The 15,573-nt window shown below is 63.7% G+C and carries 13 protein-coding genes; 6 read left to right on the top strand and 7 right to left on the bottom strand.

Annotated features, from left to right (window positions below; genetic code table 11):
* Positions 1–4 precede the first annotated feature (4 nt).
* Positions 5–856: a flagellar motor stator protein MotA gene (gene motA, locus ABZE94_RS00540; RefSeq protein WP_372873588.1), complete on the bottom strand. Its 852-nt coding sequence runs from the start codon at positions 854–856 to the stop codon at positions 5–7.
* Positions 857–975: 119 nt separating this feature from the next.
* Here motA and ABZE94_RS00535 point away from each other — a divergent pair, with 119 nt between their 5' ends.
* The 5 genes from ABZE94_RS00535 to ABZE94_RS00515 all read left to right on the top strand — a co-directional run bounded on the left by ABZE94_RS00535 (position 976) and on the right by ABZE94_RS00515 (position 8,484).
* Entirely contained in the window at positions 976–2,502 is a 1,527-nt protein-coding gene (locus ABZE94_RS00535) for an HDOD domain-containing protein (RefSeq protein ID WP_372873587.1), read from the top strand.
* Between the two features lie 180 nt (positions 2,503–2,682).
* Positions 2,683–3,498: a rhodanese-like domain-containing protein gene (locus ABZE94_RS00530; RefSeq protein WP_372873586.1), complete on the top strand. Its 816-nt coding sequence runs from the start codon at positions 2,683–2,685 to the stop codon at positions 3,496–3,498.
* A 50-nt stretch (positions 3,499–3,548) separates the two neighbouring features.
* Positions 3,549–4,412 (top strand): archaetidylserine decarboxylase, encoded by an 864-nt coding sequence (gene asd, locus ABZE94_RS00525; RefSeq protein ID WP_372873585.1) that lies wholly within the window; start codon positions 3,549–3,551, stop codon positions 4,410–4,412.
* Between the two features lie 121 nt (positions 4,413–4,533).
* Positions 4,534–6,351 (top strand): molecular chaperone, encoded by a 1,818-nt coding sequence (locus tag ABZE94_RS00520; RefSeq protein ID WP_372873584.1) that lies wholly within the window; start codon positions 4,534–4,536, stop codon positions 6,349–6,351.
* 63 nt (positions 6,352–6,414) lie between these two features.
* Positions 6,415–8,484 (top strand): EAL domain-containing protein, encoded by a 2,070-nt coding sequence (locus ABZE94_RS00515; protein WP_372873583.1) that lies wholly within the window; start codon positions 6,415–6,417, stop codon positions 8,482–8,484.
* 89 nt (positions 8,485–8,573) lie between these two features.
* Here the strand turns inward: ABZE94_RS00515 and serB are convergent, their stop codons facing one another.
* A complete protein-coding gene (gene serB / locus ABZE94_RS00510; protein ID WP_372873582.1) occupies positions 8,574–9,788 on the bottom strand; it encodes a phosphoserine phosphatase SerB in 1,215 nt (404 codons plus the stop codon).
* A 173-nt stretch (positions 9,789–9,961) separates the two neighbouring features.
* On the opposite strand from serB, the gene ABZE94_RS00505 reads away from it, so the two are divergent.
* Entirely contained in the window at positions 9,962–11,473 is a 1,512-nt protein-coding gene (locus tag ABZE94_RS00505; RefSeq protein WP_372873581.1) for an AhpA/YtjB family protein, read from the top strand.
* Between the two features lie 304 nt (positions 11,474–11,777).
* Here ABZE94_RS00505 and ABZE94_RS00500 read toward each other — a convergent pair whose 3' ends face one another.
* The 5 genes from ABZE94_RS00500 to ABZE94_RS00480 form a co-directional block, all read right to left on the bottom strand.
* A complete protein-coding gene (locus ABZE94_RS00500) occupies positions 11,778–12,482 on the bottom strand; it encodes a membrane integrity-associated transporter subunit PqiC (RefSeq protein ID WP_372873580.1) in 705 nt (234 codons plus the stop codon).
* 7 nt (positions 12,483–12,489) lie between these two features.
* Entirely contained in the window at positions 12,490–13,443 is a 954-nt protein-coding gene (locus ABZE94_RS00495; RefSeq protein ID WP_372873579.1) for an MlaD family protein, read from the bottom strand.
* Positions 13,440–14,210, bottom strand: a complete 771-nt coding sequence (locus ABZE94_RS00490; RefSeq protein ID WP_372873578.1) for an ABC transporter ATP-binding protein — start codon at positions 14,208–14,210, stop codon at positions 13,440–13,442. The genes ABZE94_RS00495 and ABZE94_RS00490 overlap by 4 nt, the downstream gene beginning before the upstream one ends.
* A gap of 1 nt (position 14,211) precedes the next feature.
* Positions 14,212–15,342: an MlaE family ABC transporter permease gene (locus tag ABZE94_RS00485; protein WP_372873577.1), complete on the bottom strand. Its 1,131-nt coding sequence runs from the start codon at positions 15,340–15,342 to the stop codon at positions 14,212–14,214.
* A gap of 23 nt (positions 15,343–15,365) precedes the next feature.
* The coding region (locus ABZE94_RS00480; RefSeq protein ID WP_372873576.1) for a hypothetical protein at positions 15,366–15,573 on the bottom strand (208 nt) is incomplete at its 5' end.

Raw genomic sequence — 15,573 nt, 5'->3', positions numbered from 1 at the left:
TCCGTTAGTTTCCGCGCATCGCCTGCTCGAGCTCGGAAAAGCTCGGGCGATGGGCCGGATAGAGCACCTTGCGCGAGAATTCGACGGCCAGCGACGGCGGCATGCCGGACGCCGAAGCGACCAGGCCAGCCTTGATCGCTTCGTATATGTTCAGCTCTTCCTTGGCGTCATGCTCCAGCGCCCCGGACAGCGGCCCGAAGAAACCGTAGGAGGCGAGAATCCCGAGGAAGGTGCCGACCAGCGCCGTACCCACCTTCTGGCCGATCTGCGCGTTGTCGGCTTCGGCGAGGATCGACATGGTGATCACAATCCCCAGCACCGCCGCGACGATCCCCATGGCAGGCATGGCATCGGCGACCTTGGCCACGGCATGAGCGGGATGTTCCAGTTCTTCCTTGAGGCTGGCGATCTCCATGTCGAACAAGCCTTCCAGCTCATGCGGCGCCATATTGCCGGAGGACATGATGCGCAGGTAATCGCAGAGATAGGCCGTCATCCGCTCGTCTTTGAGGATGCTCGGATACTTGCTGAAGATCGGACTGGCCGCAGGCTCCTCGATATCGGCCTCGATGGCCATCATGCCTTCGCGCCGACTCTTGTTGAGGATCTCGTAGACCAGCTTGAGCACTTCCAGGTAATAGGCGTGACTGAAACGCGAACTGAACATGCTCAAGGATTTCTTGAACACGCGCATGAACATGCTACCCGGGTTGGCCTGCAGAAAAGCCCCCAGCGCGGCACCGCCGATGATCAATACTTCAAACGGATGCACCAGCGCCATGAACTGGCCGCCGGACAGCATGAATCCGCCGAGCACGCTAGCAATTACAACGATGATGCCAATGATTTTTGCCATAGAAAGGAAACTTGCGCGAGCCTGGAGTGAGGGTTATGCAAAACAACCCTTCTATTTATCGGAACTAATGCGCGAGACTATAGGCAGTTAAGTCTAAAAGCCAGCATGGCTAAGCACAGATGCCCACCTCAAAACCCCTACCACGCACCCTCGAAGACTGGCTCGCACAGCTGGACAAACACTTGTTGCCAGTGCCCGTCGAACAACACTTGAATGTCTGTCGCGCCCTGTCCGACAGCCGCCGCTCGCTGCGTGAAATTGCCGATTTGATGCAGGCCAGCCCAGCCCTGGCACTCTGCGTGCTACGGGAGGCCAATCGACAGGCAGGCAGTTTCAGCGCCTGCGCCGAAAGCCTGGAAAGCGCGCTCAGTCGACTGGGCCTGCAGCGCACCCTGGAGCTGGTCAAACGCCAACCCGCTCGCCCCCTCGAGGAAATTCCCCTGGCGCTGCGGCAGGTCCAACTGATCAGCCAACACGCCGCGCAGCAAGCCAGCGGCTTGTTCAGCGGACGCCTGGCGCGGCTCTGGCAGGAAATCCACTGGGGCAGCCTGCTGTTTCTCGCGCCTATCTGGCCGTTGCTGGCAGCCCACCCCGAGCTGTTCGAGCAATGGGAGCAACGGGTGCTGGCCCGAGCCGAACCGGCCGCCAGCGTCGAGCAGGATCTGCTCGGCGTGCCCCTGCTCGCCCTGTGCCTGGCATTGGCCGAGCGCTGGCGCCTGCCCGACTGGGTGATTCAGGGCTACCGCCTGCTGGTGGCAGACCGCCGCCAACTGGTCAAAGCCCTGCACATCGCCCGCGACAATCAGCACCCCCTGCATCAGCAGCAAATGCTCGATGCCGACACGCCACTGCGGCGCTGGCTAACCCAGCCAGCCAATAGCATTTTACTGGCCAATGGCCTGGCACTGTCTGCCCATCACGCCTGGAACAGCCCGCACAGCCTGCGCTGGCAACACCTGACCGGGCTCTACCTGCAGCTGCCGCTGGGCGACGTGCAGCAACAGATTCACCAGCACGCGGCGCAGAGCGCGCGCCAGCATGCCACGCCAGCACTCTGGCACCCTGCCCAAGCCCTGCTCTGGCCCTGGGACGCTCGGCGCCTGCAAGGCAAGCCCGCCGCTTCACCGGCGAGGACAGCGCCGGCAGACAGTGGATGGCGGCAACACTGCGCGCAATTGCTCGTACAGCCGAGTGCGTTCCACAACCTCGACCAGCTCACCAGCACCACCACGCAAGCCCTGCAAGCCTGCGGCATGTCGCGGGTGCTGCTGCTCCTGGCCGACCGCAGCCACAGCCGCCTGCGAGCGCAGCAACAGGCCGGCCTGGACAAGTCGGCCAGCAGCCTGGTCATCGACCCGCAGCACAGCCAGGTGCTGCGCCGCCTGCTCAAGGCACCGGCACAGCTGCGCCTGACACCGGCCACTATCGCGCAATTCTCGGCCCTGCTGCCGGGCTCACTGAAAGCGCTATTCCCCAGCGAACACCTGCTGATCCGCTCACTGGCCAGCAACGGCCACGTGGTGATGATCATCGTCGCCGACCAGGACGGCGCCGTACTCGGCGATGCCAACGTGCAGGCCTTCGGTAAAACCGCGCAATGCATTCAGCGCGCCCTGGACAGCTTTGCCAAACGTGAGAGGTTGTGAAAAAACTCCCGCCTACTGCGACCGCCTCCTGCCGCCCGCTGCTGGCGTTGCGATACGCGAACACCAGGAGACGCTCTCGCGACGGCGCTCGATATTTTCACACCCTCTGAACACTAGGCTTTCCGCTACAATCCGTCTTCTTGTTCGTCTTGTCACAACTTGCCATCAAAGAGGCCCGGCATGACTGCCTTCGCTGCATTGCCATTGGTTATCGAACCGGCCGAACTGGCCGCGCGCCTGGATGCCCCCGAACTGATTCTGGTCGACCTGACCAGCAACGCGCGCTATGCCGCCGGCCACATTCCCGGCGCGCACTTCGTCGACCCCAAACGCACCCAGCTGGGCCAGCCGCCGGCCCCCGGCCTGCTGCCGGAGCTCGCCCAACTCGAACAGCTATTCGTCGAGCTGGGTCATAACCCGAACGCCGTCTACGTGGTCTACGATGACGAAGGCGGCGGCTGGGCCGGACGCTTCATCTGGCTGCTGGACGTGATCGGCCACAGGCATTACCACTACCTCGACGGCGGCCTGCAGGCCTGGCTGGCCGAGGATCGCCCGCTGAGCACCGAGCAGCCCGCCGCCTGCACCGGCACACTCGAGCTGACGCTCGACGACGGCCCGACAGCCAGCCGCGAATACCTGCAACGCCGCCTGGGCGCCGCCGACCTGGCGATCTGGGATGCCCGTTCACCTGCCGAGTACAGCGGCGAAAAGGCCTTGGCCGCCAAAGCCGGACACATTCCTGGCGCGATCAACTTCGAGTGGACGGCCGGCATGGATCCGGCCCGCGCCTTGCGCATTCGCCAAGACCTGCCCACGCTGCTCGCCAGCCTCGGCATCAGCCCGGACAAGGAAATCATCACCCACTGCCAGACGCACCACCGCTCCGGTTTCACCTACCTGGTGGCCAAGGCGCTCGGCTATCCGCGAGTCAAGGCCTACGCCGGCTCTTGGGGCGAGTGGGGCAACCACCCCGACACCCCAGTGGAACGCTGAGCCAGCAAGCAGCTGCCATTCGCATGCCATCGAATCCTCAAGGAACACCCATGAAGCAACGCCTGTTCATCCTCAGCCAGTACCTGCTGCCGCACCACCTGCTGTCGCGCCTGATCGGCTGCGCAGCCGAATGCCGTACAGTCTGGTTCAAGAACCGCCTGACCAGCTGGTTCGCCAAGCGCTACCAGGTCGACATGAGCGAGGCACAGATCGAAGACCTGAGCGCCTTCGAGCACTTCAATGCGTTCTTCACCCGCGCCCTGAAAGAGGGCGCACGCCCACTGGACACCACCCCAGGCGCGATCCTCAGCCCGGCCGACGGCGCCGTCAGCCAACTGGGCAAGATCGAGCACGGCCGGATATTCCAGGCCAAGGGCCACGGCTTCAGCGTCCTCGAACTGCTCGGTGGCAACAGCGAATGCGCCACTCCGTTCATGGGCGGCGAATTCGCGACCATTTATCTGTCGCCCAAGGACTACCACCGCGTGCACATGCCACTGACCGGCACCCTGCGGGAAATGGTCTATGTGCCGGGCCGGCTGTTTTCGGTCAACCAGAACACTGCGGAAAATGTCCCGGAACTGTTCGCCCGCAACGAGCGGGTCGTTTGCCTGTTCGACACCGAACGCGGGCCGATGGCCGTGGTGCTGGTCGGCGCGATGATCGTCGCCTCGATCGAAACCGTCTGGGCCGGCCTGGTCACGCCACCCAAGCGCCAGCTGAAAACTTTCCGCTATGACGAGGCCGCGCGCGCGCCCATCGTTCTGGAGCAGGGGGCGGAACTGGGCCGCTTCAAGCTGGGCTCGACGGCGATCGTATTGTTCGGCCCCGATCAGGTGAACTGGGCGCCCACCCTGAGCGCCAACAGCAGCGTGCAGATGGGTCAGAGCATCGGCCACAGCCAGGCCGGCTAACCCGCGCCCTGCCCGGCCCCGGGTAGGGCTGCGGTCGCAGCCAGATACTGCTAAAGTTTGCAGCATTAGTTACCAAGAGAATGACTCGGCTTAACTCCGGGCGTTGGAGTATCCAAGCTAGATGGATAAACAGACTTCCCACCTGCTGCTCCGCGTCCCCACCCCGCACAAGCCAGGCCTGTCTTTCTGCGATGCCAACCCGCGCGACCTCAAGCGCTGGATTGCCAACCTGCCGAAAGCCAATATCGGAGAAACAGCCCGCCAGCTTTACCAGGCCCTGGTCGAACTCAACCAGCTGCGCAGCACAGCGGATAACCGCCTGCAGTTACTGGAGCTGTTGCGTCCGGAGGTGTATTTCGTCTGTAAACACCTGGAGCGACATTTCCTCAATCAGGCGATTGTCCTCGATGAACGCCCACGCAAGGTGGCCAATCTCTGCCAGGCCCTGCAAAACCATCTGGCCATCGGTTACAAACTGATCATTGCCAGCCTGGCCCCGCAAGACAATGGCGAGCGCAACCCGCTATTGAGCGTCGCCCTGCAGCGCGCCACCCACAGCCTGTGCGGCCCATTGGTTCGCGCCAGCCAACTGTATTGCCCCGTACCCGAAGGCCTCTGGCTGGAACTGCACCAGATCTACCAGATCGCCCGTGAGCGGCGCCTGCACAAACTCGCGATCCGCGATCCGCTGGCCCGCCACACTCAAAGCATGAGTACCGAGCAGAGCTATGTGGTCGCCTTGCTGCTCGGCTGCGCCCGCTGCAATCAGATGCGCCAGAACGGTATCGCGCGCCTCGCCGAAGTCCTCGAACCCTGGAGCGCGCTGGTTAGCCTGCAAGCCGGCAATGCACCTTCGAGCCTGTTTGCGCTGGCCCCGCAAGTGGATGGCCCGCCGCGCTACACCTCGCTGTTTCAGGAAAAAGAGCTGGCCAATGCTCTGGGCATCGACCCACACCTACTGGTCGATGCGATCCAGGAGTACCTGTCGCTACCTGCCGAGAATGCCAGCCGGTCACGCCTGCTGGTACCCGAAGGGTTCAGCACGGACATGCTGCAACACCTCAGCGCCGCCTGGGGCGACGTCTCCGAACGGACCTTCAATCGCACCCACGGCCAAGGCAGCCTGACCCTGTGTATAGGCATGAGCGCCCTGCACTTTTTCCTGGCAAATGAGCGTCCGTTCAACGAGATCCTGCAACAGCCGAGCGAAACCAAGACGGCGGTATTTGACTCCGATGCCGATGTCAGTGTTGAGGATGTCTGGGCGAAGGCCTTCGACACCCAGAAGAGCACCAGCTGGGACAGCAAGCTGCCCTTCGAGGAAATCGAGTACAGCAAATCCGCCAATCAAGGCAGCCAGACAGCGTCCGCCGGCGCCGAGAGCTACCCGACCTTCGCCCTGCCGATCGTCAACCACAGCCCCGGCGGCTACTGCCTGTCCTGGCCGAAAGAAGTGCCGAGCCAACTGCAGGCCGGCGAACTGCTCGGCGTGCAGGATTCGCCGGAACAGGGCTGGAGCGTGGCCGTGGTGCGCTGGATTCGCCAGGTACGCGGCGGTGGCACGCAGATGGGCATCGAACTGATCGCCCCACATGCACAAGCCTGTGGCCTGCAACTGCTGCGCAGGACCAAAGCCGAACATAACAGCCAATACCTGCGCACGCTGCTGTTACCGGAAATCAGTGCGATCTCCCGACCCGCCACCCTGATCACCCCACGCCTGCCCTTCCAGGAAGGCAACAAGGTGGTGATCAACTTCAATGGCACAGAACGCCGCGCCTTGCTCAGTCGCCGACAAGCCAGCACCGGCAGCTTCAATCAGTTCGAATACCGCGATATCGAACAGAAACCCGGCGAGCCGGGGAAACCCGTCACAGCCCGAGCCAGCCAAGACGCCAGCGGGGAGGAAGACTTTGACTCGCTATGGAAGTCGCTGTAGATTGCCGGCACATCAATTTTTGTCGCCTTTTCGCGCCCGTTTGCCGCAGATTTGACTCCTGATATGGCCATCGAAAAAAAAACCATTCGGCTGCTGATCCTCGAAGACTCGCAGAACGAGGCCGAGCGGCTCGTCAGTCTGTTTCGCAACGCCGGCCGCGCCACGCGCGTGCATCGCCTGACCTCCAGCGATGATCTGGCCGAGACCCTGCAGCACAGCTGGGATCTGCTGATCTGCGCCCCCAGCAGCCAACACCTCGAGCCGAGCGAAGCGATCAACGCCATTCGCCGCCAGGCAAAAGATATCCCCGTTATCCAGCTGCTCGCCGACAACGACTCCGACAGCATCACCGCAGCCTTGGCACTGGGCGCCCAGGACGCGCTGCCGCAGGGCGAAGACGAGCGCCTGGTGCTGGTGGCCAGACGCGAACTGGCCAACCTCGAAGAACGCCGCGCCCGGCGCGCCGCCGAAGTGGCCCTGCGCGAGGCGGAGAAACGCTGCCAGCTACTGCTCGACAGCTCGGTCGACGCGATCACCTACGTGCATGACGGCATGCATATCTATGCCAACCGCGCCTACCTCGAACTCTTCGCCTACCAGGATGGCGATGAGCTGGAAGGCATGCCGATGATCGACCTGATCGCCGCTGCCGACCAAAGCAACTTCAAAGACTTCCTGAAAAACTACCAGAACATCGAAAGCAACGCCGAACTGGCCTGTACCGGCGTTCGGGCCAGCGGCCAGACCGTCCCGGTGCGCATGAATTTTTCGCCGGCCACCTATGATGGCGAGCCCTGTATCCAGGTGGTGATCCACGCCGAAAGCGGCAACGCCGAACTGGAAGAGAAGCTGCGCGAGATCAGCAGCCAGGACCTGGTCACCGGCCTGTACAACCGCAGCCACTTCCTCGGCCTGATGGATGCCGCCGCCGAACGGGCGGTGAATGCCGGCCAGCCGGCCAGCCTGGCCTATATCCGCATAGACCGTTATGCCAGCCTGCTGGCAGAGGTCGGTCTGGCGGGCATCGACTTGCTGCTCACCGACTTGGCCAACCTGCTGCGCGGTCACTTCAGTCATGAGGCGCAACTGGCGCGCTTTGGCGACGATGTATTCACCGTCCTGCAGCCCGGCAAGACCCCGCAACAAGCCGAAGCCGACCTGGCGAGCCTGTTGAAAAAGGTCGAAAGCAACCTGTTCGACATCAACGGCCGCACGGCACAGAGCACCCTGTCGATTGGCGTCGCCGGGCTTAACGAGAAAACCTCGAAAGCCCAGGAAGTGGTCGACCGTGCCCAGCGCTGCGCCGACGAACTGGATCAGGGCAACGCCCTCAAGCTGTTCAACCCTGGCGATGAACTGGCTGCGGCGGCCAACCGCGGCAACATAGTCGCCATGGTGCAACAGGCCTTGGAGCACAACAGCTTCCGCCTGCTGTTCCAGCCGATCATCAGCCTGCGCGGCGACAGCCACGAATACTATGAAGTCTTGCTGCGCCTGCTCAGCCCGCAAGGCGAAGAGGTGCCGCCGGACGAATTCCTCAACGCCGCCAAAGAGGCCGGCCTGGGCGAGAAGATCGACCGTTGGGTGATCCTCAACTCGATCAAGCTGCTCGCCGACCACCGCAACAAGGGCCACAACACCCACCTGTTCGTCCACCTGTCGAGCGCCAGCCTGCAGGATCAGACCCTGCTGCCGTGGCTCAGCGTGGCCTTGAAAGCGGCACGCCTGCCCTCGGACGCGCTGGTCTTCCAGCTCAGAGAACCGGATGCCATCGCCTACCTCAAGCAGGCCAAGGCGCTGACCCTGGGCTTGAGCGAACTGCACTGCAAGGTGGCGCTCAGCCAGTTCGGCTGCGCGATCAATCCCTTCAACACCCTCAAGCACCTGCACATCGACTTCGTCAAGATCGACGGCTCCTTCTCCCAGGACCTGTCCACGCCTGAGAGCCAGGAAGCCCTGAAAACCCTGCTGGCCAGCCTGCACGCCCAGGCCAAGCTGACCATAGTGCCCTTCATCGAGAGCGCCAGCGTGCTGGCCACGCTCTGGCAGGCCGGGGTCAACTATATCCAGGGTTACTACCTGCAAGGCCCCAGCCAGTCGATGGACTACGACTTCTCTGCCGGCGACGAATAGGAATAGAGCAGCGGCAAGCGGCAAGCGTGCTGCACTCAAGCTTTTGCTCTTACTTGCCGCTTATAGCTTGAGGCTTGCGGCTCTCCTATTCACTCCAAGCCGTCGCGGTCGCGAAAGCCAAGCAGATAAAGGATGCCATCCAGGCCCAGGGTCGAGATGGCCTGCTTGGCCGACTGCTTGACCAGCGGCTTGGCCCGAAAGGCCACGCCCAGGCCGGCGATGGCCAGCATCGGCAGGTCGTTGGCGCCATCGCCGACGGCGATGGTCTGCTCCAGGCGCAACCCCTGCTTTTCCGCCAGCTCGCGCAGCAAGTCGGCCTTGCGCTGGGCGTCGACGATCGGCTCGACGGCCACGCCGGTGACCAGACCGTCGACGATCTGCAGTTCGTTGGCGAAGACGTAGTCGATGCCCAGCTTGGCCTGCAGCTGCTTGGCGAAATAGCTGAAACCACCGGAGAGGATTGCAGTCTTGTAGCCAAGGCGACGCAACTCGCTGAACAGCGTCTCGGCGCCCTCGGTCAGGCGCAAGGAGGCACCGATATCGGCCAGCACGCTTTCCGGCAGGCCCTTGAGCAGGGCCAGACGCTCCCTGAAGCTGGCGGCAAAATCCAGCTCGCCGCGCATGGCCCGCTCGGTGATCGCCGACACCTGCTCGCCGACCCCGGCAGCCTTGGCCAGTTCATCGATCACCTCGGCCTCGATCAGTGTCGAATCCATGTCGAATACCGCCAGGCGGCGATTACGCCGAAACAGCGAATCACGCTGGAAGGCGATGTCGACATTGAGCTCCTGGGCCACGCTGAGGAACTCGGCGCGCAAGGCCGCCGGGTCGGCCGGCTCGCCGCGCACGGAAAACTCGATGCAGCCCTTGCCCTGCTCGGCCGGCATATCCAGCGGCATACGCCCGGAGAGACGATCGATATGGTCGATGTTCAGGTCGTACTTGGCGGTAATGGCGCTGACCCGTTGCAACTGCTCGGCAGTCACCTTGCGGGTCAACAGGGTCACGATATGCCGCGCCTTGCCCTGACCGCCGACCCACTGCTGATAATCCGCCTCGGACACCGGCGTGAAGCGTACCTGCTGGTCAAGCTTGTAGGCGGTGAACAGCAGATCCTTGAGTACCGAGGAGCCCTGTTCGGTTGGCGGAATCTCCACCAGAATGCCGAATGACAGAGTGTCGTGGATCACCGCCTGGCCGATGTCGAGGATATTCACCCCGCCTTGGGCCAGCACACCGGTGATGGCGGCAGTCAGACCGGGGCGGTCTTCGCCGGTAATATTGATCAGGACGATCTCGCGCAAGGCGCACCCTCCGGGGCTCGGTTAATGGTCGACAGGCTGCCGGCAGAGCAAGCTTGCCAAAAAGCCGTACATTCTACCCATTTTCACGGCCATACGGACACGCGCGGTGCTTTGCCCTATGCAGGGCGGTCGCTATACTGCGCGGCACCTACAGTCGATAAGAGCCGAGCTCTGTGAACCGGCCCGCCCCCGTCAAACCCGATAACTTCTTCCTGCTGCTGTTCCAGGCCCTGCGCCAACGCCGCGTGCCCCTGGTCCTGCGCATCGCCAGCCATAGCCTGTTACTCGTGGCCCTGGCGCTGGTGATCTACGCCTGGGTGATCGGCATGCAGTTCAAGCATGCGATGGAGCAGCAGGCTGAGGCCCTGGGCACCAGCCTGATCACCCAGACGGCGTCGTCGGCCACCGAACTGCTGGTGTCCAATGACATCCTCAGCCTCAGCGTGCTGCTGAATAACCTGGTGAAAAACCCGCTAGTGGCTCACGCCGCCATTTACAGCGTGGATAACCGGGTACTCGCCGAAGCGGGCTCGCGCCCGAACAAAACCATGCTGGGCGAGACCGAGGGCCTGTACTCGACCCCGATTACCTTTCAGGAGGTGATCGCCGGCCAATTGCGCATCAGCCTGGATATGCGCCAGTTCCAGCAACCGATGACCATCAGCTTGCAGAGCATGGGCATCCTCAGCCTGATTCTGCTGGCACTGGCCCTGTCCCTGAGCATGCGCCTGGGCCGACACATCTCCACCCCGCTGCTGCAGCTGCGCGTCTGGTTGCGCGACCCGGATGACCCGGCGCCCGGTGCCGGCCGCCAGGACGAAATCGGCGATCTGGCGCGCCAGCTGCAAATGCGCCTGGTGCCAGCGAAACCAGAGCCTGAAGCAGAGCCCCAGGACTTCCACGACGACGAGCATGAGTTCGGCGATGACGAAGACGACGACGATGGGCCGACCTTCGAGGTGCGCGACCTGCACGACGAGCGCTTTGACGCCCTCAACCAGGCAGACGACGACAGCCCGCTCGGTCGGCCGAACGATGACGACCCCTTCTCCGACCTGCGCGACCAGGGCGATGAATCGGCAGCCATTCCCACGCTGACCGTCAACGCCCCCCAACAAAGCGCCGTACTGGCCATTCAACTGGGTGCCCAGGAGCAGCTCCGCCGCCTGCCTCGCGCGCGCCTGCTGGATCTGCTGCAGCGCTATCGCGGTTGCCTGAACCAGGCCTCGGCGCTCTATCAAGGCGAGTTGCACACCCTCAACGACGGCAGCAGCCTGATGCTGTTCCATCGCCGGGACGGTGGTGAGGATTACCTGACCCACGCCATCTGCTGCGGCGAACTGCTGCGCGCACTCGGTCATGCCTTGCAAATCGAGGTTGCCGACAGCGGCATCACCCTCCAGCTGCAACTGGGCCTGACCCAGGGTGAAGACCTGCTCGACTTGAGCCAGGGCGACCTGTTGCTCAGCGAAACCGCCCAGGATGCCCTGGCCCTGTCCCAGCACAGCCGAAACCTGCTGCTGCTCGAACGGCGCGTGGGAGATGATGCGCTGGTACGTCAGCGCGCGCGCATCCGCACCATCGCCAGCCCGGAAGGTGCCTGCTGCGTGGAGCGCCTGCTGGACCCTTATCCGTCACTGCTGGAGCGTCAACTGGCGCACATGCACGAACACCCTCAGCGCTGAGACTCCCGTCTGCTGCGATCGCCTCCACACAACCTGCGCGCCGAGCCATTACCTCGAGCAATGCGCCAACCCTGAAGCAGTCCGCGATCCTTAGGGTGTACTCGCCGCAGGCAGTACACCGTGGATTATCGCCGGAGCACAAATTATGGGGGTTGTCGCTTCGCGCCGAACGGATCGCCGCCCGGACCACCCCTACAGCCTGGACCACTCCGCAAGACCCGGGGAAGTCCGTAATGTGTAGGGCGTCACTCGCCGCAGGCAGTGCACCATTGGCTTACCCACCGAATCCGACCAGTACAGGCGCTTAGAAGCGGAACACTTCCATTTGCTTGGCTGGTTCGATCAGCGGTGTCGGCGGCTTGCTCTGCGGACGCTTGGCCGGCGCGGTGGCGGCCGGCTTGCGCGCAGGAGCGGCCTGGGCGACCGGCATGGCCTTGATTGCGCTCGCCAATTCGCCAGCCAACTGCTGGAGCAGCTGGCTCTGGGCACGCACCTGATCGATCACCGCACCCGAATGCTCGGCCTGCAGACGCACAACCCGGCTGCTCCGCTGTACCCCGGCAGAATCGAGCAAGCGCCATTGCGCTTCCAGTACCGCAGGCTGCTGCACACCCGAGTCCAGCCGGCTGATGCTCAGCACAACCTGTACCTGAGTGGCGAAACCGACGCGATCCGGATACAGCGCTACGCGGCTGGTATCGAGCTGCCCGGCCAGTTGGCGCAGCAGCAATTGGCCGACATCGTCCTGCAGACTACCGGCCCAGCGGGTCTTCTGACTGAGCGAGAGGCTGTCATCGAGCTCGCGCTGCACCAGATTCTCACGCTGCAGATAATCCGCCAGCTTGACCGGACCGAGCAGTAACGCCGGCCCTTTATCGTTCTGCGGCAGCTTTGGGCTGCCCTGCTCGAGCTGATAGAATTGCGACGCCGGCTGCAGCGCAGCACAGCCCTGCAGGGTGAGCGCCGCGAGAAGCAATAACAGCGGCGGCGAAAAATGCAACGGTCTCATCACAACATTACCTTGATTTGCCAAATATGAGCGATTGGGGCTGCTGATCAAGCCCTTCCATCGTGCGCTGCAGCGCTTTCCCAGCCTGGCTGAGCTCCTGCAGGGCACGCAATGCCTCGTACTGTACCTCGGATTCCGGGCCGAGACTGCGACGACTGTCAGCCGCCAGCTGGTTGATCTGCTGCAAAGCCTGCCCGGCATTCTGCGCCGCGCGACGAATTTCGCCTACTGCGTCACGCAGGTCAACGCTGCTCTGCTGCACATTATCCATGATCGGTGGCAGTTGTTGTTCCAGGCGGCCACTCAGGCGATCGAGTTTAACCAGCAACTGACTCATGCTCACCAGGCCTTGTTGCAATTCCGGCGAGCTGGTCAGCCTCTCCAGCGCTTGCAGCGTCTGCGTGGCCGAGGCGACCATCTCCTGCAACGGCAATTCACGCAGGCTGCCGGCCAACTCGCGCAGCACATCGGCAATCTCATCGATCCGCGAGGGCACGCTGGGAATGGTCGGCAGATCCAGCTCGTGTGGCGTACGCACATAGCCGGCCTGATCCGGAAACATGTCCAGCGCGACTATCGCCTTGCCGGTCAGCAGACTGGGGGTCTGCAGCTGGGCACGCAGACCCCGCCCGACCAGTTGATCGATGAACTGATCGAAGCCGCGAGGACCGGTCTGCTGCCGCTCGGGAGCATTGATGCGCAGCACCACCGGCATGACCACATCCCCGAGCTGACGGTCGTAGGACAAGCGAATCTCGCGCACCATGCCGACCTTGACCCCGCGGTAAGTGACATCGGCGCCGACGTCCAGGCCGTCCAGGGCCCCGGTGAAATACACCACGTACTCGCTGGGCTGGCTGAACCAGCTGTCGCGCGACAGCAGCAGCAGACCCGCGGCCAGCAGGGCCAGGCCGCCAAGCAGGAAGGCGCCAATCATAAAGGGTTTGCGCGCTTCGCTCATGACGCCTCCATTCGGTGAACCGCTTCGCCCCGCCGCAGAAAGCGCTGCACCTGCTCCGGCCCATCGGCCAGCAATTCCTGCAGGCTGCCCAGGGCAATCTGGGTGTGGCTCTGATTGTCGAGAAACAGACAGGTATCGGCCACCGCCTGGATGCTCGGCAACTCGTGGGTCACCAGCACGATGCTCGAGCCCAGGCTGTCGCGCAACTGCAGGATCAATTCATCGAGGGCCTGTGAACTGATCGGATCGAGGCCGGCCGAGGGCTCATCGAAGAACAACACCTGCGGATCGAGCGCCAGCGCTCTGGCCAGAGCGGCGCGCTTGCGCATGCCTCCGGACAGCTCGGACGGATACAGTTCATCGCAACCGGCCAGCCCGACCAGCGCCAGCTTCAACGCCGCCAGCTCGACCCGTTCGGCCGGCTGCAGATGCCTACGGTAGGCAGCCAGCGGCAGGCAGATATTTTCGCGCAGGGTCATCGCTCCCCACAAGGCGCCATTCTGGTAGAGCACGCCGAACTGCTGCTGCAAGGCGGCGCGCCTGTCCTCGTCACCCGCCCAGAAGTCCTCGCCATCGAACAGCACCCGCCCCGCCAGCGGCGCCTGCAGGCCGATCAGGTGACGCAACAGCGTGCTTTTGCCGCAGCCGCTGGCACCCATGATGACGAACACCTCGCCACGGCGGATGGTGAAATTCAGGTCGTGCTGGATCACCAGGCTGCCGTAGCCGGCACTGAGATCCTCGACGACCAACAGCGCATCGCTCATCTCAAACCCCCAGCCGGGTGCAAATCAGGGTGATCAGCGCGTCACTGACCACCAACGCCACGATGATGCTGACCACCGCCCGGGTGGTCGCCTGCCCCACCGCCTGGGCGTTGCGCCCGCAAGCCAGGCCGTAGTGGCAGCCAATCAGGCCGATCAGCACGGCGAACACCAGGCTCTTGCCGATGCCCACCAGGAAATCGCCGAGGCTGAGCATCTCCAGGGTCTGCTTGAGATAGAGCTGTGCGGAAATGTCGAACAGGCCGGAACCGATGATGAAACCACCGAGAATACCGAGGGCATCGGCGAACACGCAGAGCAGCGGCATGCTCACCAGCAACGCCAGCACGCGCGGCAGGACGAGAAACTCCAGCGGCGGGAAGCCGAAGGTCTTCAGCGCATCGATCTCCTCGTTGGCCTGCATGCTGCCCAGCTCTGCCGCATAGGCGGCGCCGGTGCGCCCGGCCATGATCACCGCTGTCATCAGCGCGCCCATCTCGCGGGTCATGCCGATGGCCACCATGTTGGCGATATACAGCTGGGCACCGAAGGCCTCCAGCTGGGCGGCGCCGACAAAGGCCAGAATCAGGCCGACCAGAATGGCGATCAGCGCCACTATCGGCAGCGCGCCGGGTCCGCACTGCTGCAGGGCCAGCCAGAAATCGCTAGGGCGCATGCGCCCGCGCCCGCGCAGCTGCCGCCCGAGGGCCAGCAGCACCTCTCCGAGAAAACGACAAGCCTGGCCGCTACTGGCCAGCACAGCGAGCAACAGCAGGCCCAGGCGGGTTACCGGGCCGTACGCCGGGACCGGCGCCTCCAGGGCCTGGGTAGACGGCTTGGCGGCCATCTGCAACAGCCGCTCGACGCCGTCCGGCAAGCCTTGCCAGCGCAGCTCCACGTCCCGCACCACGGCCAGGCGTTGCAGGCGGCGCAGCAGCGCCAACAGACTGCTGTCCCAGGCAGCCACGGCGACATCCACCTGCACCTGCGCGGGCAGTTGTCGCTGGCTGTACCAGATGGCCTCGAGGTCGGGCTTGGCCGCCTGTAGCAGCCAGACACCGTCCACCCGCAACCGTGCCGGTCGGCCTTCCTCCAGCGACCATTGCAGCCCTGCGCCCTGCCCGCCCTCAGCCATGTCCGCGCCCCCTGTTAGCCCTGCTATTCCACCAGCAGCGCATCGACCCGTTGGAAGCCACGCGGCAGCTTGTTGCCGCGCCGGCCGCGTTCACCCTTGTAGTGTTCCAGGTCATCCGCCTTGAGCGACAAGGTCCGCTTGCCGGCCTGCAACACCAGGGTCGCCCCGCCCGGCAACACCACCAGATCGGTGAGGTATTCCTCGCGGCTGGCGACCCGTTCGCCGGGGATG

The organism is Pseudomonas sp., assembly GCF_041601375.1.
GTDB lineage: Bacteria > Pseudomonadota > Gammaproteobacteria > Pseudomonadales > Pseudomonadaceae > Aquipseudomonas.
This window is presented reverse-complemented; position numbering and strand designations above follow the sequence as displayed.

What these genes read in the sequence shown, in the direction of transcription:
- motA (WP_372873588.1), bottom strand. Translation starts at nt 856, where the DNA reads ATGGCAAAAATCATTGGCATCATCGTTGTAATTGCTAGCGTGCTCGGC.
- ABZE94_RS00535 (WP_372873587.1), top strand. Translation starts at nt 976, where the DNA reads ATGCCCACCTCAAAACCCCTACCACGCACCCTCGAAGACTGGCTCGCA.
- ABZE94_RS00530 (WP_372873586.1), top strand. Translation starts at nt 2,683, where the DNA reads ATGACTGCCTTCGCTGCATTGCCATTGGTTATCGAACCGGCCGAACTG.
- asd (WP_372873585.1), top strand. Translation starts at nt 3,549, where the DNA reads ATGAAGCAACGCCTGTTCATCCTCAGCCAGTACCTGCTGCCGCACCAC.
- ABZE94_RS00520 (WP_372873584.1), top strand. Translation starts at nt 4,534, where the DNA reads ATGGATAAACAGACTTCCCACCTGCTGCTCCGCGTCCCCACCCCGCAC.
- ABZE94_RS00515 (WP_372873583.1), top strand. Translation starts at nt 6,415, where the DNA reads ATGGCCATCGAAAAAAAAACCATTCGGCTGCTGATCCTCGAAGACTCG.
- ABZE94_RS00500 (WP_372873580.1), bottom strand. Translation starts at nt 12,482, where the DNA reads ATGAGACCGTTGCATTTTTCGCCGCCGCTGTTATTGCTTCTCGCGGCG.
- ABZE94_RS00495 (WP_372873579.1), bottom strand. Translation starts at nt 13,443, where the DNA reads ATGAGCGAAGCGCGCAAACCCTTTATGATTGGCGCCTTCCTGCTTGGC.
- ABZE94_RS00490 (WP_372873578.1), bottom strand. Translation starts at nt 14,210, where the DNA reads ATGAGCGATGCGCTGTTGGTCGTCGAGGATCTCAGTGCCGGCTACGGC.
- ABZE94_RS00485 (WP_372873577.1), bottom strand. Translation starts at nt 15,342, where the DNA reads ATGGCTGAGGGCGGGCAGGGCGCAGGGCTGCAATGGTCGCTGGAGGAA.